This window comes from Enterobacter soli, assembly GCF_964208575.1.
Taxonomy (GTDB): domain Bacteria; phylum Pseudomonadota; class Gammaproteobacteria; order Enterobacterales; family Enterobacteriaceae; genus Enterobacter; species Enterobacter soli_A.
In genome coordinates, this window is record NZ_CAXOFU010000007.1 from 60563 (window position 1) to 78765 (window position 18203).

At 52.5% G+C, this 18203-nt stretch carries 21 protein-coding genes; 3 read left to right on the forward strand and 18 right to left on the reverse strand.

What is annotated here, in order from left to right:
* Positions 1-144 precede the first annotated feature (144 nt).
* Genes AB6V08_RS09080 through AB6V08_RS09090 form a run of 3 tightly spaced genes read left to right on the forward strand, consistent with a single transcriptional unit; the run spans position 145 to position 2683 of the window.
* Positions 145-507, forward strand: a complete 363-nt coding sequence (locus tag AB6V08_RS09080) for a GtrA family protein (RefSeq protein ID WP_368542365.1) — start codon at positions 145-147, stop codon at positions 505-507.
* Positions 504-1421, forward strand: coding sequence for a glycosyltransferase family 2 protein (locus AB6V08_RS09085; protein ID WP_368542366.1), 918 nt, complete (start codon positions 504-506; stop codon positions 1419-1421). Before AB6V08_RS09080 ends, AB6V08_RS09085 begins: the two co-directional genes overlap by 4 nt.
* Positions 1418-2683, forward strand: a complete 1266-nt coding sequence (locus tag AB6V08_RS09090; RefSeq protein ID WP_368542367.1) for a DUF6056 family protein — start codon at positions 1418-1420, stop codon at positions 2681-2683. The genes AB6V08_RS09085 and AB6V08_RS09090 overlap by 4 nt, the downstream gene beginning before the upstream one ends.
* A gap of 36 nt (positions 2684-2719) precedes the next feature.
* On the opposite strand, the gene AB6V08_RS09095 is transcribed toward AB6V08_RS09090, so the two are convergent.
* From AB6V08_RS09095 to AB6V08_RS09180, 18 genes are all read right to left on the reverse strand, one after another.
* Positions 2720-4774 (reverse strand): pyocin knob domain-containing protein, encoded by a 2055-nt coding sequence (locus AB6V08_RS09095; RefSeq protein ID WP_368542368.1) that lies wholly within the window; start codon positions 4772-4774, stop codon positions 2720-2722.
* 58 nt (positions 4775-4832) lie between these two features.
* Positions 4833-7310, reverse strand: coding sequence for a host specificity factor TipJ family phage tail protein (locus AB6V08_RS09100; RefSeq protein ID WP_368542369.1), 2478 nt, complete (start codon positions 7308-7310; stop codon positions 4833-4835).
* The gene (locus tag AB6V08_RS09105; protein ID WP_368542523.1) at positions 7297-7662 is read right to left on the reverse strand and encodes an NlpC/P60 family protein; all 366 of its coding nucleotides are present in this window, start codon (positions 7660-7662) and stop codon (positions 7297-7299) included. The genes AB6V08_RS09100 and AB6V08_RS09105 overlap by 14 nt, the downstream gene beginning before the upstream one ends.
* 13 nt (positions 7663-7675) lie before the next feature.
* Positions 7676-8146 carry a hypothetical protein gene (locus tag AB6V08_RS09110; RefSeq protein WP_368542370.1) on the reverse strand — a complete coding sequence of 157 codons (471 nt, stop codon included), beginning with the start codon at positions 8144-8146 and terminating at the stop codon, positions 7676-7678.
* Positions 8146-8643, reverse strand: a complete 498-nt coding sequence (locus AB6V08_RS09115) for a hypothetical protein (protein ID WP_063618534.1) — start codon at positions 8641-8643, stop codon at positions 8146-8148. Before AB6V08_RS09115 ends, AB6V08_RS09110 begins: the two co-directional genes overlap by 1 nt.
* A complete protein-coding gene (locus tag AB6V08_RS09120; RefSeq protein WP_368542371.1) occupies positions 8643-11234 on the reverse strand; it encodes a tape measure protein in 2592 nt (863 codons plus the stop codon). Before AB6V08_RS09120 ends, AB6V08_RS09115 begins: the two co-directional genes overlap by 1 nt.
* Positions 11235-11246: 12 nt before the next feature.
* Positions 11247-11918 (reverse strand): DUF6246 family protein, encoded by a 672-nt coding sequence (locus AB6V08_RS09125; protein WP_368542372.1) that lies wholly within the window; start codon positions 11916-11918, stop codon positions 11247-11249.
* Between the two features lie 57 nt (positions 11919-11975).
* Positions 11976-12719, reverse strand: a complete 744-nt coding sequence (locus AB6V08_RS09130; RefSeq protein ID WP_368542373.1) for a phage tail tube protein — start codon at positions 12717-12719, stop codon at positions 11976-11978.
* A 62-nt stretch (positions 12720-12781) separates the two neighbouring features.
* A complete protein-coding gene (locus AB6V08_RS09135; RefSeq protein ID WP_368542374.1) occupies positions 12782-13165 on the reverse strand; it encodes a phage tail termination protein in 384 nt (127 codons plus the stop codon).
* A complete protein-coding gene (locus tag AB6V08_RS09140) occupies positions 13162-13626 on the reverse strand; it encodes an HK97 gp10 family phage protein (protein ID WP_368542375.1) in 465 nt (154 codons plus the stop codon). The genes AB6V08_RS09135 and AB6V08_RS09140 overlap by 4 nt, the downstream gene beginning before the upstream one ends.
* Before the next feature lie 2 nt (positions 13627-13628).
* A complete protein-coding gene (locus AB6V08_RS09145; RefSeq protein ID WP_368542376.1) occupies positions 13629-13976 on the reverse strand; it encodes a hypothetical protein in 348 nt (115 codons plus the stop codon).
* Positions 13976-14149, reverse strand: coding sequence for a hypothetical protein (locus AB6V08_RS09150; RefSeq protein ID WP_368542377.1), 174 nt, complete (start codon positions 14147-14149; stop codon positions 13976-13978). Before AB6V08_RS09150 ends, AB6V08_RS09145 begins: the two co-directional genes overlap by 1 nt.
* Positions 14146-14529, reverse strand: a complete 384-nt coding sequence (locus tag AB6V08_RS09155; protein WP_368542378.1) for a DUF7370 family protein — start codon at positions 14527-14529, stop codon at positions 14146-14148. Before AB6V08_RS09155 ends, AB6V08_RS09150 begins: the two co-directional genes overlap by 4 nt.
* A gap of 2 nt (positions 14530-14531) precedes the next feature.
* Entirely contained in the window at positions 14532-14933 is a 402-nt protein-coding gene (locus AB6V08_RS09160) for a hypothetical protein (protein ID WP_368542379.1), read from the reverse strand.
* A gap of 9 nt (positions 14934-14942) precedes the next feature.
* A complete protein-coding gene (locus AB6V08_RS09165) occupies positions 14943-16019 on the reverse strand; it encodes a major capsid protein (RefSeq protein ID WP_312284662.1) in 1077 nt (358 codons plus the stop codon).
* Between the two features lie 11 nt (positions 16020-16030).
* Positions 16031-16471 carry a hypothetical protein gene (locus tag AB6V08_RS09170; protein ID WP_368542380.1) on the reverse strand — a complete coding sequence of 147 codons (441 nt, stop codon included), beginning with the start codon at positions 16469-16471 and terminating at the stop codon, positions 16031-16033.
* A gap of 3 nt (positions 16472-16474) precedes the next feature.
* Positions 16475-17860, reverse strand: coding sequence for a DUF2213 domain-containing protein (locus tag AB6V08_RS09175; protein WP_368542381.1), 1386 nt, complete (start codon positions 17858-17860; stop codon positions 16475-16477).
* A gap of 52 nt (positions 17861-17912) precedes the next feature.
* Positions 17913-18185, reverse strand: coding sequence for a hypothetical protein (locus AB6V08_RS09180; protein WP_368542382.1), 273 nt, complete (start codon positions 18183-18185; stop codon positions 17913-17915).
* Positions 18186-18203: the final 18 nt, after the last annotated feature.

Below are 18203 nucleotides of genomic sequence, written 5' to 3' on the forward strand. Positions count from 1 at the left end.
CCTGGTAACTGGTTTCAGCTCTGATAGCTCTTCGCTTCAAATTGCTGAAGTCGTGATGATAGCTATATGGTTTCTCTCAGATATGCATCACATAAAAAAATTAGCAGTGAAAATCAAAGATAAGTTTTAAGGGAAATCAGTCTGATGCTTCATATTTTTGGCAAGTATGCCTCGGTGGGCGTGATTAACACTGCCCTGCACTGGTTGTCTTTTGCCGTGCTGCTTCACTTCTTTGGCGCTAATCAGGCCGTTGCCAACGTTATCGCGTTCTGCATTGCTGTGACCTTTAGCTTCTTTGCAAATGCAAAATGGACTTTCAAGGCGCAGGCCACATCAGGACGCTACATCGCCTTTGTTGCATTCATGGGCATCATGGCAGCTTTGACTGGCTATATCGCTGACCTGATAGGTGCTCCACCTGTGGTCACCCTAATTGTGTTTTCTGGTTTCAGTCTTATCGCAGGTTTCCTGTACTCAAATTTCATTGTCTTTAGGGATGCGAAATGAAAATTTCTCTTGTCGTTCCAGTGTTTAATGAAGAAGAAGCAATTCCGATCTTCTACAAAACCGTCCGGGAGTTTGAAGGCCTTAAAAACCATGAAGTCGAAATCGTCTTCATAAACGATGGCAGCAAAGACGCGACAGAATCAATTATTAACGCGCTTGCTGTGGCTGATCCGTTAGTCGTTCCTCTTTCCTTCACCCGTAATTTCGGTAAAGAGCCTGCGCTGTTCGCCGGACTTGACCATGCGTCCGGTGAAGCGATTATCCCGATTGACGTAGACTTGCAGGACCCCATCGAAGTCATCCCGCACCTCATAGAGAAATGGCAGGCGGGAGCAGACATGGTGCTGGCTAAGCGCTCTGATCGTTCAACAGATGGCAGACTAAAGCGCAAGACTGCCGAGTGGTTCTATAAGCTGCACAACAAAATCAGCACACCCCAAATCGAGGAGAACGTCGGTGACTTCCGACTGATGTCTCGCGATGTGGTTGAAAACATCAAGCTGATGCCTGAGCGCAACCTGTTCATGAAAGGTGTTCTTAGCTGGGTAGGCGGGAAAACTGACATTGTTGAGTATGCCAGGGCTGAGCGTGTCGCAGGTGATTCAAAATTCAACGGCTGGAAACTGTGGAATCTGGCGCTTGAGGGGATCACAAGCTTCTCAACATTCCCCCTACGCATGTGGACTTATATCGGGCTTTTTGTCGCGGGGCTGTCGTTTCTTTATGGAGCCTGGATGATCTTCGACAAGATTGTATTTGGCAACAGTGTCCCAGGGTATCCATCATTGCTTGTCTCTATATTGTTCCTCGGCGGCGTTCAGCTTATTGGGATTGGTGTTCTGGGCGAGTACATTGGGAGAATTTACACCGAGGTCAAGAATCGGCCTAAGTATATTTTGAAGGGTAAAAAATGATGTCAATACAAAAGCAATCTGGAATATTAGCAGGGGCATCTGCTTTCCTGGTTGTTTTGTTATCTGCCGCGATTGCCCCTATGAATGGCGAAGATTTTGGACTTACCAGGAGATTCACCACAGAAACAGTTTTTGATAGGTTATCATTTGCATTCAGCAGATCTGGAGCTCAGATAGAAAACTGGAATGCGAGATTGGGAGAGCAGTTTGCGATCTTTAGCCTCAGCCTGCCAAATTGGTTCATGATCATTATTGCCATAATCTCGTTATTTGCTTTAACTAAAGTAATAGCAAAAATAGCAGATATCAAGTGTGATAATGTATTTGCTTTCTTAACCACATTTTCTATTATAATTTGCCTGCTGCCGAGCTTTGAGCTAATCACCTGGAAGACTATTTTAGCTGGTTACACAGTCCCGCTGATAATCACACTTTATGTTTCTACGGTTTTCCTAACCAAAGAGAAAATGATTACCGTAGTGATGTCAAAGCCAAGGTTGCTATTATTCGTTTCATTGGCATTTCTCGCTGGCGTTTCTTTTGAAAATGTTCCGGTAGCTATCGCTGTCTTTATGCTCTTATCTTTAACATTTAACAAGATGTTAAAGTCAGCACTCACGCTAGTCCCCCTGGCATGTCTGATTGGCTGGGCGCTTCTGATGTCTGCACCATCTACCGCAAATAGGGTAGCGCTTTACAAAAAAATGTATGGGTTTAAAGGATTTAGCGTAGACTATTTCATAAATAGAGCCTTGGATGTTTTGTTAAACTTTTACAATACAACCATATGGTTGTTTGTTATATCTGCTATATGCCTGCTCACTCTAGTTGCATATAAGAAAATAACTAAAGAGATAGTGTTTTTAATTATCGCTGCTCTTATGGTTGTCGGGTCAATGGTGGTTTCTCCTTATACCGAACCTAGATCATTTGCACTTGCCTGGTGCATTATGATTGCTGTAGTTACCAGAGCCATATTTAATTTTGGCCCTATAACAACAAAGGCTGCGGTATTTTTTGGCATTATCGGGTTGGCTACCAGCCTAAATTTATTTTCTATAACACTCAATTTTAATAATTTAATGACTGAAAGAGATAGTTACATACTTAGCAATCTCGGTAAATCTAGTTGCAAAGAAGGATTGTTTGTATCAACTCCTTATACAGTTAATGATTATAGATTCATTAACAATCGTGACATCTGGTACTTCAATAACATTTCTCAGATATCCAAGTATTACGGATGCAATCTTAAAAAGTAAAAAAAAGGCAGCCATTATGTTGGCTGCCTTTTCTGTTTATGCTATTTTGACCCAAGCACTCCAAACAGATGCCGATTGCACCCGGGTATAAATCCCTCCTGATGCTTTAAGTAGTTTCAGCTCTTGCACAACATACCCAGTTGATATGGAGTTAACTTCTAATTTAGCCGCCCCAGTGATACTAGAAGGCCCGTTTGTAAAAACTGTCACATCTGATGAGTAGTATTTTGAGGTGTTAATTAACGTATTAAGATCTGTCGTCGCGCTTACATTATTTAAATCATCTGACAAATCCAACCATGTCGTTCCGTTAGAATATTTAGACCGCCCTCCAAAAAGTATCACTTCACCGTAGCGGTTTTGTGCAGACGGTAACGTAGCTCCATAATCAAAACTTGTCTGATAACTACCGCCTGTGTTGCGCACCATCTGAGGATTGGTAACCGTTGCGCGTTGGTAGGTGGAGGAATACGCGCACTCGCCACCAGCGGAGCTTATTGGGAAACCTGTAGCTCCTGTAAGTACGTAAGGTTTGCCGAGGTTGACCCTTGTTGTGCCCGTTTTAGGTGCTGTTGTGTTCCTGTAGTGCGTGTTATCAATCTTCGAACCGAACATACTAGCGATGCTTATATCCGGCAGCCCGGCATCCGCGGCGTCACAATCGGAGAAGATGTTGCCCTGAATGGTCGTGTAGTTCGCCTTATTAAGGTAAATACCGCGCCCCCCCATTAAATCAAAGTTACATCCGATAATACGGGCACCAACAAGTCCAGTAGTCCCATCGGACTTAATAGCATCTCCTGTATAAAGTGTCGCATCTGTTGACCCATCAAAATAAACACCCATTATCTTTAAGGTGGCAATGTCATAACCGAAATCGCTGGTAAGGAAAATTCCGGATTCAGCTCCGGGCACAATCTGCGTACCTCCGTCAATCGTGCCGCCCCCCGTAATTTCTAATGTACGGTTTCTGAATGCCCCCCAAAGTTCACAGCTATTGATGTACCAGTCTGTCGTGTTAACCATCAGTGTGCCGTTGGTAATACGAGAGTCCCGCATGTGCGATACAAAGGCATAAGTGTTGGCGACAGTTGAATTTCTTGCTCTACCCAGAATCGCACCAAATCGGTCTGAGGTGATAATTCTGTTACCACTTCCATCAAAGTTACCAGGACAGTCAATCATACAACCATCAAGGCCATTACTATTTCCGTTTGTCAAATCAACGGTGTAGTAACTAACACGTGCTGCAGCCTGGTCTGTAATTCTCAAATCGTGCAAGCGTACGTTAGAGAAGCCCATTGCGTCTTTGTTGGAATATGTTGGTCTCGCGATTACTGGCAGGTCACCACCTGTCCACACCAACGATATTGCAGAACGGCCTGCACCATGAATAGACATGCTGCTCTGGTAAAGCAATGGTGAATTTACGCGCCTCGCTTTGTCATCCAGTTCAACGTTTTTTGCTCCAGATGAAAGCATAAGGTTTATTGCAGCAGCATTCGCCGCCGCCGCAGCCGGATCTTCCGCGTTGTCTCGCGGGGCATTCCATTTCGGGTTACGAATATTTACACGCCCAGTAATTATGCCAGGCGCACGCATTATCTCACCAACAGAAACGTTAATCGTAGTTTTAACTAAATCGGCTCCATTACCTGAAGCTGACGATGCCAGCTCCTGACGAAGAGTATCACCATCAATGAGTGAAAAATGAGTTACGTCTGAAGCCCAACTGGTTGCATCAGTGCCGGTAGTTGTAAACGGTATATCGGTTGCAGCATTCAGCTTCCAGTATTGCCCATCATATCGGATGTACTGATTTCTTGAGGTGAATGTCAGCGGGCCATCTTCATAGTCACCAAGAAATTCGTAACCTGAACTTTCAAGAAACTCCTGGAACAGGGCATTCCACTCTTCCATACGGGCATCAAAAAGCGCCTTCAGGCCTTCAATTGTGTAATGTTTCTGCCCGAACCTGTCGATGTACCACTCAGCAAACGATGTAATAACTTCGTCAAATTTTCCAGCATTAAACTTAAGATCGCGTGGTGATTCGCTTGGAACTGGCAAATTGGTAGGTTGCGTCGTCATATTGTTTCCATAAAAAAACCCGGCGCGGTGGCCGGGTATTGGTGGTCAGTGAAGGTTCTTATTCGTAAATGGCGTCGCTGTACTCTGCGACGGTCAGAGATACCGTGTTAACTGTGTTCGGTTTGATGCTGTTGACCGTCCATAGCTGACTGTCCAGCTCTTCAACAGTCGCTATGAGATAGCGTGACGGGAGCTGCACAGTTTCACCGTTCCATATGTTGAGCTGAATGTTTGGGATTGCCGCGGTGAAGCCGTATTTAGTGTCGGCGCGCGCGGTTGCCGGATAGCGCAGTGTCGGGTTGCCCAGGCTGTCGGTCACCAGCACATACATCGAACCGGTAAACGTGATCGGCTCGCTGGTATCAAAGTCATTACCGGATCGACCAGTGACGTAGCCACCCTGCTGGTTGCTGTCGTAGATGTCTGGCATCTGGATGACGCTGCCGACCTGGATAATGCCGTCTTCGAACACTTTGGCGTTCATCTTCACCCTGGAGTAAATAAGTCGCTTCGTTTCGCGCAAAGCGCGTTCCCGCGCCTGGTACTCGTTACGGAAACCAACGATCTCCAGCTTGTTCGGATTCTCCGCTTCCTGTTCGATGATAGCGCCATTCAGCACGTGGTAGTTGATGTACGTCTTGTTGTTCGTCGTCGGGTGAACGTAGGACACCTGCACACCGTCGTAACCGCCCGGAAGAGTGGCTTCGTACGTCATTTTGTACTCGTCCGTCTTCATGTTGGCCCGGTTGAATACGGCAGCCGGATAGTCAACCTTCTGGTCGCGAGTGAAGGTCAAAACGCCGTCATCCCAGTACGCCACCACCGACGCCGCATTGCAGATCGCCTGCACCCGGTCGCCGAGAGAGTCATTTTCATCGTCAAACGTGTAGTCGAAGTAACCCAGGCGTTCATCAGGCAGGCTTTCAGCTATTGAGTACAGCCCGTACAGGTCAATACTGCTTACCGGTTGCTCGCCCATAATCAGCCAGGTATGCGCCACCGCATCAGCGAACGAGCGAGACGGCCGAAGCGTGTAATCCACCGTCTGCGTGTCCAGGTCGTACGTGATGGTGTGCCGGGTCACCAGGGCGTTGTATTTACGGTCCCGGCTGCCCAGGGCGTTCTCCGTCGCCCTCACCTTCACGCGCACCAGCGTATCAGTTGGATGGACTACGTTTGTACGCACGTTTACGGCGTGAATTTCCTCAAGTTTGAGTATCGACGCGTCACCGGAGTTATCTGTACGCTGGAGGTTAATGGCGTACTTCCCGAAGCCGCCTGTCGGTACTATCTTGTCCGTCCGGTAGAACGTCTCGCTGTCTTGCTTGTGCCAGGTTGTTTGCTGGAACACCAGCGTCTGCTGGGTGCCAGGCACCATGTTGTAATCGTCATCGATTTTCCACAGCACAACCTTCCAGTTTGTCTGTTTCTTCGGCCCGAGGCTGCTTTGCGTGTGGATCCACAACTGTGTGGATTCGACTGGTGAAAAGAACGGACCGACGACCAACGCCTCGTTGTCGTTTAGCACGAACTTGGTTGTGTTGATCGTTGCGGTAGCGGGAATATCAGGCGGACCATCCAGATCGCCCATGGTGAAGGTGTACCAGCGGACTGGGTTTATCACAGCGCCGTCGTTTGTCTCTACAGCTGAAACAAGCGTGCCGGAGAACGTTGCATCAGTAGTTACCGAACCGGATGCTGTCGCGTAAGTGACGTTTATGTCGAAGGTGACAGCATGCGGCAACACCAGGCCCATGAAGTAGTCAAACTCCGCCTGTTTAACGATTTTCACCGCTATCTGACCACCGGCATACGTGCCGTTGACCACTGTGTTAGCTGTCGCGGTTTCAACAGGGAAAGACTCGCCCTGATTCGCGCCCGGGACTTCCTGCCCGTCTACGTCATCGAAGCTGTAGCCCTCGTTAATAGTCGGAATGACCTCGCCCGGCTGAATAAACTGATATTCAGCCCCCGCCATACTCCCCAGGCTCGACTCAGAGTAGCGTACAGACTCGTAATCGTATTTTCCGATCCCGATGCACATCCATTCTGTTACGTACTTCTTACCGCCGTCTTTGGTGCCTGTGCTGATGTACTCGAAAAGTGACTCCTGGATCAGGTCAGGGAAAGAGCGCACCTGTCCGTAAATGTCCGGTTTGGCTTTATAGACGCGGGCTGTGTTTGTCTGACCGGTCAGGCTATTGTTTGGCGAATCGACAGTGTTACCGCCGGTATTTGCGATGGCCGGCTTCGGCGCGAGAAACGAAAATACCGAGCCTACAACTTTGAAAATCGGGCTCAGGATGTCACTGACGATGCCCTTGGGCTGATCGAAAATCTGTATGGTGTCCAGCTCGCTCAGCTCAAACGTCAACTCGTCATCGTCGCCCAGCTTCACACCGTTGCGGACGATCAGCAGATCGCGGTGAAAATTAGCGTCATTTGCCTCCAGCCAGTCATAAAAAAGGGTGCCGTTTGGCACCCTGCAACGCAGCTTAGGCGTTCCTGGAAAGTTCGATATCTCAACCAGCGCCATATTCGAAAAACTCCACTTTGGTAAATGCCCGCTGAATGACCAGCACCGAGTCCATGCGAACGCTTCCATTCTCGCCACGGGAGTGCAGAGCCTGCCTGTTGAGCACCAGTCCAACGTGCGCTGGTTGCGCGCCGCGGTACCCGACGAATATCCCGCCCTCGACCGGCTTATCGACCTGGCGCCAGAAAACGACGTCACCCTGATAGCAGGTGAAGAAGTCAGCACCGGCTTCGTAGTCCGGTGTCTGGTGCAGTTCAGTTCCGATAACGTGCCGGTAATACAGCACCACCAGCCCCCAGCAATCCACCTTTTCGAACGAACAGGCCCTGTTAGCCCACGGCACGCCGATCATCCTGCTAATAAAATCAGAGGTACTGAAGGCCGGTGTATTCAGTTGGGTCATAGAGCCTTCCGATGTTGTTGTTCAGCGGGTTGGTGACGGACAGGGTTACCGATGCGGAGTCAGCGTCGATGTCCACCGTCTTGACGTATAACTGCCATGACTTAATCGGCACTGACACATCGCCGCTGTCGAAGATCTGCCGGGTGGCCGTGATAGCCGTCAGCCTGGCCGCCCCCTTCCACTGTTTCATTAGCGCTTTGATGTCCGACGACAGCCGCCCTAACTTCACGGTCGCGTCGATCACCGGCGTGCCGCTCTGCTGGCTTTCTTCGATTTCAAAACGCGCTGGCGTGAACGTCTGGCCGTCGAGCGTCTTCGGAAAGAACTGTTTATCGACCAGGCGCACATAGCCAAAGGATGGATGATAGAACGTAATGGTGTCGTACAGCCCACGCGTCGGGCGCTGCTGCTTATAAGCTCTAAAGGTAGGCATTACGGCACTCTCGGTAAAGATTCCGGGTCTCGCCCGTCTGGATAACCAGTGACCACGATATCCAGCCATGAATCCCACGGCGGCGGTAGCTCAACAATGATGTCGTCAAATTCGTCGTCAGCATTGTAGAGGTGGTTCGCGATAACGGTTCCTGTCCAGGTCACCACCCCGCCGTCGATACTGGTTTGCACCGGCATCTGCGTGAAGTGAAGTTCCTGCAACTGCAGGCCACTGCCGCCAAGGTTGATATTCATCCGAAACCAGTTAAGGCCGCGGTTGAGATAGTTAGGGCTGCGCAGCCACTGCTGAAAAGCGCGCTCTTGGTCAAGAGTGAAGATCCACGTGAGGGACCATGTCACTTTAAGGTCGTCTGTAAGGTTCTGGAAGATAGCCGGGCCGACCGCTGGCTGATCGGTCTGGAACCCGGTATCGAGCGTCATGTTTTTGCTGGCCTTCTGCGCCAGCGGCAGCCAGTCGGGATAGTCGATAATTGGCATCAGCCCTGCCCTCTTGGCGTGCGTTTAACGTTCATGTTGCTGGTTATGGCGTTACTGATTGGCCCGCCGCTGTTCAGGTCAGCGACAATTACATCCACAGTCACTCCACCATTAGCATCCGTACCGGCCTGCGCATCGACCGAGGATGACGTGTAGTTCTGGATGTTGATCACCACCCCGCCACCGCCGCCAGCAGTCATCTCCTTGTTGCTGATCACCCTGCCGTTGTCGCCCGGTATCATGTACTGTTTCCCGGTGCTGGCCTGGTAAATCTCCGGCATGCCGCCTTCGCCGACCTGATACATCCCGCCAGCACTCACCGGCCCGCCGTTCTTACGCTTGCCAGACAGAGCGAGGATGCCAGCCATAGCACCGATGCCGATCGCCACCGCACCACCGAATGACGCAATGGAGGACATGATGGCCGCCGGCGTCCATGCTGCAGTGGTTGCCGCCGCCGCCGCTGTAGACGTGGCAGTCGTAGTGGCTATGCCTGCAGCCTGAGCCGTGGTGGATGCTGCAACCGCAGCAGTAGTGGCCGTCTGCCCCATGATGGCCGACTTAACCCACTCAACGCCCATCTGAACGAACGAGTTAACTACGCTGTTCAGCACGGTCATGCCGATGCTACGCATTGCATCGCTGGCCGACATACTTCCGGTGACAATGCCGGTCAGGGCATTGCTGGCCACCGAACCAAGAGAGTCGAAAGCAGCAGCTGCTGCCTGCGTGGCCGCGTTCTGTTGCGCCCACTCTTCCCACATCGCCGCGTTACGCTGATCCCGATATTGCTGTTCGATAGCAGCGCGCGCAGCCTCAGCCTCGCCTATTTTCTGCGGGTAAAGTTGAGCATACTGCTGTATATCAGCAATATCTTTCTGGTACTGGTTATCCAGACCTGCGGTTTTGCTGGTCTTTCCCTGAATCGTCGTGAATTTATTGGCAGCGTCAGTACGTTCTTTTTCTGCTTTTGCCTGAGCGCGTAATGCGTTGGCGTTATCCCAGGCCTTTCCTGCGAGTTGCCCGGCTAGCAGTATCTGATCTTCTGTAGCGCTATTACCCAAGGACTGCTGGGCATTTAGCACGGCCTGCGCACGCGACAATTCGCCTACACTTCCAGCTGAAAGCTCAGCCTTTTGCCGCAACTCGTCAAGTTTTTGGTTAACGGACTCCTGCGCTTTTGCGTATTTTTCGGCATCCTTTTCCGCCTGGGTCTTTTTCTGTTTTCCAGTAGCCGCCGCCTTTATCTCGATGGGCTTTGTGTTTGCCGCTGTCTGGGATGCCTTTGAAACAGCAGCAAGATCGCCTACCAGCATGGCGGCTTTATTGCTCAACCCGGCCAACGCTTTGTTTTGTGCCTCCCAACCATCAAGCCCAAGCCAGGACCACGTCCGCGCACGTCGATTAAACATTTCTGCTGTGCTGTTCAGATCTGAGATCTGCGCATCGGCGGAAATTGCTTTACCCGCCAACCTATCCAACGCAGCCGCCAATGAATCAATCACTGTAACCATCCCAGAGCTTGCTCCGGTTGCCTGATTTACAGAGTCAATCATCGACAGGAATGAGTTTGTCAGTGCGGTATTGGCCTGGGAAAGCGTACGCGGGAGTTTCTCGAACTCCGCATTCACTGAACCGGTTTGTTTCTGGATGGCGTTCAGCGCATCCTCTGCCGTCAGTTTCCCGTCCAGCATGAGCTGGCGCAACTCGCCGATGCTAACGCCCATCCCGGCGGCAATCTGGCGCGCCAGTTCGGGCATCTGCTCGAGGATAGAGTTGAATTCCTCAGCCCTAACAGTGCCCGAAGAAATTGACTGGCCGAACTGGCGCAGCGCATTCGCCATCTCTTCAGAAGATGATCCGCCGATGCGCCCTATTTTCTGAAGTGTTTCGGTGAGCTGAATGATCTGGCCGTTCGTCGCGCCGGTGTCACGCAGAGCTGTACTGAGGGTTTCCCACAGCTTCGCTGTGTCCTGCAATGAGCCGCCGGTTTCCGAGCTGATACGCATCAACCCCTGCATCGTCTGGGTGGCGGCTGCGGCGCTGCCGGTTAACCTCTCGATTCTGGCCTGCATTTGAGACATGGCATCGGCCGCTTCAAGGAAGCGCTTACCATATTCGACTACCTGAGAGACAGCTATGGCTGAAGCAATTGCTGTCAGTCCTGTTTTTAAAAATCCTGCTGACGAAGATGTTTTATCTTGCGCCTGCTTCATGTCGTAAAGCTGACCAGTAAGCGCCGCAATTTCTTTTCTTTGTGATGCTGTTGCATTTGCGCCAGCGCGCAGCTCAGCAGCAAGGATCACAGCAGAACGAGCGCCTTTCTTTTCTCTTTCTTCGAGAATGGCTATTTCGTTACCCAGCGCTTCCATCATTCTTGCTGCAGTTGAACTGTCATCGGCAGCCCGGATGAATGATTTTGCGGTGGCTTTCGTGGATGTGTCTACGCGTTTAAATCCGGCATTGGCCCTATCCGCTGCTCTCTCCATTCCATCAAGTGAAGCGCTGGCCTGTTTGCCGCCCTGCAGCAGAGGCTCAACGTCGGCACTGATTTCATAAACGATGCTACCGGCGTTCTTCTCACCTGCCATGTCATTCTCCGGTTATTGCTTTGCTTTTGCCCTGCGTGCGGCCTGTTTAGCCAGGTACTCGTCGGCGATGCTGTCGTACTCATCGCGAGTGAAGCCTTTCTGATCCGGGTATTTAGCAGCCAGCAGCATCTGAAATTCGGTCATTGTTAACTGAGAGGCTTCGGCGCGGTTCATGCCAAAATGACTGCGTGCCGCGCTGATGTAGTCGAAGGCTTTAAATTGTGTTGTGCGCTCTCCAGTCTCGTGGCGCTGCAACTGGCGAACCTTTGCCTTTCCGACGACACCGTGCTTCATAAGGTGCTGCGCCAGTACGATGATATCGTTCTTCGGCATCTGGCCCGGGCGGTAGACGACGCAGTGCCGCCACCCTTTCCACTCTCCGATCATTGGCGTCAGGTCATCCTCGCAGCACGACTGCAGCACCAGCATGCACGTTGATAAAAGCTTCTCAGCGGCGCGGTTGAACGAAGAAGACAGCCAGTCCGGAAAGCACCCCAGCGTGCCAGCGCACACCTCAATGAGTTGAGCGACATCATTACCGTGGATGATGGCGTACGCCTGCACAATCTCTTCCGGAGTACCGATCCTCGTCATAGCCTCAAATGAAGGCCGTAACAGGTAGTCTTTCCCGCCGGTGCGGCTGTCGCTGACAGAGAGTTCGCCAATATCGGTTAAAGCAGTCATAGGCCTTCCAGTAAACGGTCATTATCAAGGGCAGCACGCCGCCCTTTGGAATGTCCGTTATGTAACGGTCTCCGTATGCACGGCCACAAAGTTGCCGTCTTCGGTGTTGATGATGATCTGCGCGCTGCCGGTGGCGACACGCGTCACGGTAACTGTGTTGCCGGAGGCGGTGGCCGTTGCTTTGGTCGCGTCGGTAGTCGCTACAGTGAAGTCTTTGTTGGTTGCGCCGGTTGGTGCGATATTCACCGTGAAGGTGCTGGTGCCGCCCGCCGTGCCGGTGCTTGTTGCCGGAGTTACCGTTACGCCAGTCACCGCTACAGCAGTCAGTTCGTTCACTTCGATGGTGGTTGCATCGCCGACCTTGAACTCGGTCGAGAACGTGACGATGTCGTTCGTGCCACCGTCAGAACTCAACGCGTTAATGTTCATGTAGCCGATGAATTCGATCGGACCGTAGTCCATGCGCACCCAGATGCCCGGCTGGCGTTTGGCTTTCAGCTCGTCGGCAAAATACTTGATGAACTTGCCGACGCCGTACTGATCCAGTTTGTCCTTCTTGCGCACTTCACCTTCAAAGCTCAGTGTGAAATCGCTGTTGGTGATGATGGTCTCGACATAGCCGCCGCCGTCATCCGCATCAGAGGTAACCGAGTTCGGGTTGAAGTCGAAGCCCTTCGACGTACCAGCGGCCAGCGCCATCCACTCATCTTCGAGTGGCTTGACGTCAGGGCAGCCATCAGCGACTTCCAGTACGACCGCACCGCCGAACAGGCGCTCGTTCGAGTTCTGGCAATTAGCCATGTGAAATTCCTCTTTGACGTATAAAAGAAAACCCGCCGGAGCGGGTTATTTGGTTGGGATGGCTATTCGCCGTAAGTGCAGGCGAACTGGAGTCGGAAGACTATTCGCCCTTCTTCTGTGAGCACCGGCGCGGGAATTGCGCCCATGTTCTGGATGTAGCCGACGCACTCGTCAGCCATGGGGTTGGCCTGGACATAATCTACGATGCGCTGCACGGCATTGAGCGCGTCTTTGCGCCTATCTTTCGCGCCGACAACGTCGACCAGGACGTGATACTCAGAGCCTAGGTCAGTTCGAATATTTGACCCACCGTTTGGCCTGAATACCATGATCGCCTTCGACAGATCGCCCGGGTCGTCGTACATCAACTGCTGCACCGTGAAACCGGTCGTTAGCCCGGCGTCACCGAACATGTTGCGCACCCGTTCGTACATCATGGGTGTCATAGCGAGAGCTCCTTGCGCATCACAGCGTCTACGTTATCGCGCTCGTCATTTGCGCCTTTGCTCAGGAATTGAGGCTCACCGTGAGGGTCCCAGTAGTTGCCCGTTCCTGTTCCGCCGCCGAACTCTTTCGGTTTCTGCGGGCCGAACTCAGACCGGTTACTGGTCACGCCGAAGTGCGCGCGCGGCTGGCCTTTCAGCTTGCCTGACGCTTCGTGGACGTACGCGGCATAGTTGGCCGAGTAACCGACTCTCCCGGTGATGAGCACGCCGCCAGCATCGATTTCACGAAATTGGCTGTTAATCAGCGTTGAGCTGTCGATCGGGGTGTAATAGGCCGCCCGGGTACCGATAAGCATCATCGCTGACTGCAACGCGCGGATTACCTTGCGCCCCTTCACGTCGTTGATGACATCGTTCAGGTGTTTTTTCGCTTGGCTGATGCCCTTCACTTTGATGCCCATGGCTACACTCCCGTCAAGATGGCGTAATCATCCGCCAGGCGCTCGAACGTGTCGGCGTAGCGGATAACCTGCCGCACCTCGTCGGCACCGGCCACAACCGGGTCGGATTCTGTTGACTGGCCAATCAGCAGGTAATCACCCGCCGCTGCCAGTGCATACTCAGACCAAACGGTATTCTTCACGACGATTTCAGAGCCAAGATTGCCGATGCGCTTTGACAGGCCGCCCTCGTAATCACAGAGAATCGACTCAGGAGGCGAGAAGCCTAGCGAATCGCCATATTCATCGTTGCCGAGATTCCGCCAGATTGTCGCCGTCGCGGTGTATGACCAGTTCGCTACCGATGACATCAGCCCTCCCTCCATCTCACCACCTTCGCGCCAGTCGCCCGGATGCGCGGGCAGTTAATGAACCACTCGCCGTCCGTTTTCACGTAGCCTGTAGTCTCCCGCCCGGTGTCGGTCATTACCCAGACGCGGGTGAACGCGCGCGGAAGGCCGTGCTTAACTGATTTGTACGTCATAAGCAGCCCCCGACCACCATGAACAGACCGACACTGTTACCAGCGCTGATCGGCAACTCACCAGTGCAGCCGCTGGTATCGAGACGGGCCAGCGAGTCGCGCAGCCAGGTAATGCTGTCATCGCTATATTCAAACGAGCGGGACGCGCCAGACGGCGCACCCTGCGATTTGATGCGGCGCGCGCCGGACGACGTTGCCATAAGCGCGGCGGCGTACATCAGAATCAGCTTCGCGGTGCACTCGTCATACCCGGCGCCATCGAGGCATGGGATAATCTTGTTCACCACGCAGAGAATCGGATCCAACAGCGCGCCCGGGATGGAGTAACCCAATTCACCGAGGAACGCCTGCACGTCTGCCGCTGTGATTGGGTCAGCCATGGTTATTTAGCCTTCTTGATTGCTTCTGCCAGTGCTGCTTCGGCTTCTTCAGCGCGTTTGTTCGCCGATTCCAGCTCAGCCGCATGCGCTTGCTTCAGCTGCTCAAGGGCATCAGCATGCTCTTTGTCTTTTGCATCAGCGTCTGACTGCGCCTGCTTCAGCTGCTCAAGGGCATCATTGAGTTTTGACTGCAGATCGGATGCACCGGATGCAACCGGCGCAGACGGCGTAGCCACTTCGAAGACTAGCTTTTCACCCTTCTTCTCAGTGGATTTCTCTACCTTGCCATGCTCAATCCACTTTTCAGCGATTGAGTCATCGACGTCATAAACCTGTCCAGCCTCCAGCTTTTGAAGGCTGGCACCGGCAAAGAGGTTTGCTACCAATACCTTTACGAGTGCCATGTTGTTTCCTTAGCTCGAAGCGTGAATAACAGAGTAGTGACCGTTGATGTCCTGCTTGACCATCAGGCCAGCAGCTCCCCAGGTGCGCCATACGTAATCTGAGTTGTAGTGCAGGCGCGGATCAGCGACGGTGCCGAACGCCTGGCCGACGATAGGAGCAATCACGCCAGCCTGCAGCGGTACGATTACGATTTCGTTACCAGTCAGCTCAGCATCTTCTTTGATTGCCGCAATGCCTGACAGTTTGGAGATCTCTTCCAGCACGGTGCGGAGAGAATTCACATCGAAGTACTGTTCCCAGTTGGACATGATTTCGCTGGAGACGTACCACGTCTGCTGGCCGTACTGCATGTTTTGCAGCTTGAGGACGTCACGCAGGGCGATCGCCGCTGCACGCATGGCTTTCGGGTCGGTGCTGGTTGCGAAGTTAACGGTCAATGTCACCTGCGCTACACGCTCATCGTGACGTAAACCTTTCCAGGTCTTGTCATCGAATTTGATGTAGTTACCAGCCGCATCACGGAAGCCTTCCCAGATGTAGTCCACATACTGGCGACGCACATCATCAACAGATCCGGCCTGAGCATCCGCCAGGGATGAGAGAGCAGATCCTTTGTTGAATACCGGGTCACGCCAGTTGAACTTAAAGCCGCTGTCGTGGATCGGCACCATGGTGCCATCGAAGGTGTAAGACTTCGCATCCAGCGCAGCACCAATCTGACCGGACATGGAAGTGTGCGCCCAGCCACGGCCGCCGGTGCGAGCGTATTCGTACACTGACTCTTCCAGGCGAACGGAACGAGACAGCGGCATCAGGTCGTTCAGCAGCGTGAATTCGGTGTTCGGCTCAAACTGCTTGAGCACAGTCTGGTCATAGGCCTTGTACAGTCGGCGGATATCGTCGACTGCGTTAACGGCATTGAGCTCTGGCGTGTCTTCCGCATCGCCACGCCATTTAGTGCGGGCAATGAAATCAGCGGCAGCCTGAGCGCTGGCATTGCGAGCTGATGTCAGCTTTTTGAATTGAGAGGAGTTAACCTCCAGGTTACCGGTTTCGGTCGCCTGCTTAGTGGAGAATACAAACATACAGGTGCTCCTTATTTAATTACAACGCGCAGGAGCTGGCCTGCTGTCGAGATGGTGTACGAACGGTCTTCTTCGACGAAGCAGCGGACCGATTCATCAGTGCCGACAGCTTTAACGCGACCGTTGGCGATAGAAAGCGGCTGGCCTTTGGTGTAAGTGCCTGCCACAGCTGGTACGTTGAAGAAAACACCTGGTGTCGGGTGCATGCCAACAACCCAGTCGCCAGCTTTGATGACGTCATCCACGGTTTTGCAACGCAGATAGTCATAGTTGGCTACGTAGAGGATCGCCGCCTCATTTCCATCCACGGATGCGGTGAATTTCTTCGTGGTGTTATCGAAGAATCCAATCGTGCCTGGAGGGGTATCAGCCGCCGCCGCACCTTCACGGTGAAGTTGTGGATTCGCGAAGATACCGCCCGCGTGAATTACGTGTTTTCCGTCTTTAGCCATTTTTTACTCCGGCATTTCGCTGACTGATTGGGTGTTGGTAGCCTGGCGGAATGCACCGTTCAGGCCGAAAGATGTCTGGCACTTGGCGTACATGGCGTCGAGAGCCTTACCATCCAGATCTGCGACTTCTTCATCGCTCATGTTCATCGCCAGCTTCACTGCCGCGCGCTTTTCGCCTTTCTCTTTGTCGGCGTTCGCGTTCAGGCTGTTGAAGACGACGTCCACGCGATCGGCGAGCGTTTTCGCCCACGCTGGCATTTCTTCGTTATTGGTGGCCTGCTCTTTTTTCTTGGGCTTGCCAGTTTCCGGGTCGATTTCTTCATCGCCTTTTTTCTTGGCGGTGGCTTCTTCGACCTTCATCTGGTTGTATGCGTCCATCAGCTCGGCGTCGGACTTGCCTTCAGTCGGCTTACCAGCGGCTTGCAGCGCATTGATAATCAGTTCTTTCATCGGATCGTTCTCTCCGTTGGTTTTAATCTCGTACTCAGTGGGTTTGCGCACGACTTCTACAGGTTCGCCGACGAACACGGCCTTGCCGTCATCATCGATGAGGTACTTCTGCTTCAGGTATTTGGTGTCATTGCGGTAGATGAAGCTGTCCGGCCACACCGTTTCAGGCCAAAGCCATTTATCTTCGGAATCACCCTCGCGCAGCTTGTCGCTGATAGCGCGGGAGATGTCGTCGAAAGAGAAGTTGGAGGCATTGGTGAAGAAAAATTTGGTCTTGTTGAGCAGGCCATCGCGGGTGCAGTCGATACCATCAGTCAGGCGGGCAACTTCGATCTGTTGCTCATCACCTTCTGAGTTAACGAAGATCCCCACGCCTTCCTCCGGCGTACCGGCGCCCGGCTCATCGAGCAGCACCGCCACATGGTCAAACATCATGTTTGTGGCGATCTCGTTGTACTTCTTGCCCTTCGATTCGCCGTTGGCGGCAATGCCGGAATACAGCAGGCCGGTGGAAATGTGTATAGGGTCGGAGTTGGTACCGGCCAGCATCTCATCCAGGCGGTTGATGAGGCGTTTGCCCTTGTCGCTCGACTCGGCGTACTGGCGGTTAACGTACATATCGCCCGTCACTTTCCCGTCGCTGTGGCTGACGTTCTGCAGCCAGGCCCCGACGTGGTACTCGTTCACCGCCCGGACATCGCGCGCCGACACATGCTTGCCGTCCACTTTCGGGTGGCCCAGCGGCATCGGGTTACGCTCGAGCGTGTTGTAGGCCTTTTCGATTTCTGCTGCCGGGTACAACTTCCGGTTCATCACGATATCGTCCACGACAGGCGTGATGCCGCGAACCACGATATGTGGCTTGCCGTCTATGGTTTCAGTGGTGATGTTTGAAGCGGAGTTGACGACGGTCAGCACGTTCACGCGGTTGCGTTTCATGCTGGGTCCTCGTTGGTGGATTTAAGGCATTAAAAAAGGCCGCCGGAGCGACCTATATGAGGTGTTTAAATTCCCATCGGAATGAGCTGTAAATATACTCTCCGCCATCCTCCCTATCGGTAAGCTTGGCGGTAATTTCAAATTGGCTGCCAATTGGATAAACATTCACATTTGACAACTTTTTAGAACACTCCACAGCAAGTAAGGTGCTAGCCCATTGCCCTGGGATCGGCCTGATATGAACTTTGCCCCTTCTCCCAGACGTGTTGGCAGGATAAAAGCTTTCAACAATCAACTTACGATACGGCTCTTCAGGTTTTGCCATAAATCCTCCGCAAAACCT

Coding starts and splice junctions, on each gene's coding strand:
- AB6V08_RS09080 (WP_368542365.1), top strand. CDS start 145: ATGCTTCATATTTTTGGCAAGTATGCCTCGGTGGGCGTGATTAACACT.
- AB6V08_RS09085 (WP_368542366.1), top strand. CDS start 504: ATGAAAATTTCTCTTGTCGTTCCAGTGTTTAATGAAGAAGAAGCAATT.
- AB6V08_RS09090 (WP_368542367.1), top strand. CDS start 1,418: ATGATGTCAATACAAAAGCAATCTGGAATATTAGCAGGGGCATCTGCT.
- AB6V08_RS09095 (WP_368542368.1), bottom strand. CDS start 4,774: ATGACGACGCAACCTACCAATTTGCCAGTTCCAAGCGAATCACCACGC.
- AB6V08_RS09100 (WP_368542369.1), bottom strand. CDS start 7,310: ATGGCGCTGGTTGAGATATCGAACTTTCCAGGAACGCCTAAGCTGCGT.
- AB6V08_RS09105 (WP_368542523.1), bottom strand. CDS start 7,662: ATGATCGGCGTGCCGTGGGCTAACAGGGCCTGTTCGTTCGAAAAGGTG.
- AB6V08_RS09110 (WP_368542370.1), bottom strand. CDS start 8,146: ATGCCTACCTTTAGAGCTTATAAGCAGCAGCGCCCGACGCGTGGGCTG.
- AB6V08_RS09115 (WP_063618534.1), bottom strand. CDS start 8,643: ATGCCAATTATCGACTATCCCGACTGGCTGCCGCTGGCGCAGAAGGCC.
- AB6V08_RS09120 (WP_368542371.1), bottom strand. CDS start 11,234: ATGGCAGGTGAGAAGAACGCCGGTAGCATCGTTTATGAAATCAGTGCC.
- AB6V08_RS09125 (WP_368542372.1), bottom strand. CDS start 11,918: ATGACTGCTTTAACCGATATTGGCGAACTCTCTGTCAGCGACAGCCGC.
- AB6V08_RS09130 (WP_368542373.1), bottom strand. CDS start 12,719: ATGGCTAATTGCCAGAACTCGAACGAGCGCCTGTTCGGCGGTGCGGTC.
- AB6V08_RS09135 (WP_368542374.1), bottom strand. CDS start 13,165: ATGACACCCATGATGTACGAACGGGTGCGCAACATGTTCGGTGACGCC.
- AB6V08_RS09140 (WP_368542375.1), bottom strand. CDS start 13,626: ATGGGCATCAAAGTGAAGGGCATCAGCCAAGCGAAAAAACACCTGAAC.
- AB6V08_RS09145 (WP_368542376.1), bottom strand. CDS start 13,976: ATGTCATCGGTAGCGAACTGGTCATACACCGCGACGGCGACAATCTGG.
- AB6V08_RS09150 (WP_368542377.1), bottom strand. CDS start 14,149: ATGACGTACAAATCAGTTAAGCACGGCCTTCCGCGCGCGTTCACCCGC.
- AB6V08_RS09155 (WP_368542378.1), bottom strand. CDS start 14,529: ATGGCTGACCCAATCACAGCGGCAGACGTGCAGGCGTTCCTCGGTGAA.
- AB6V08_RS09160 (WP_368542379.1), bottom strand. CDS start 14,933: ATGGCACTCGTAAAGGTATTGGTAGCAAACCTCTTTGCCGGTGCCAGC.
- AB6V08_RS09165 (WP_312284662.1), bottom strand. CDS start 16,019: ATGTTTGTATTCTCCACTAAGCAGGCGACCGAAACCGGTAACCTGGAG.
- AB6V08_RS09170 (WP_368542380.1), bottom strand. CDS start 16,471: ATGGCTAAAGACGGAAAACACGTAATTCACGCGGGCGGTATCTTCGCG.
- AB6V08_RS09175 (WP_368542381.1), bottom strand. CDS start 17,860: ATGAAACGCAACCGCGTGAACGTGCTGACCGTCGTCAACTCCGCTTCA.
- AB6V08_RS09180 (WP_368542382.1), bottom strand. CDS start 18,185: ATGGCAAAACCTGAAGAGCCGTATCGTAAGTTGATTGTTGAAAGCTTT.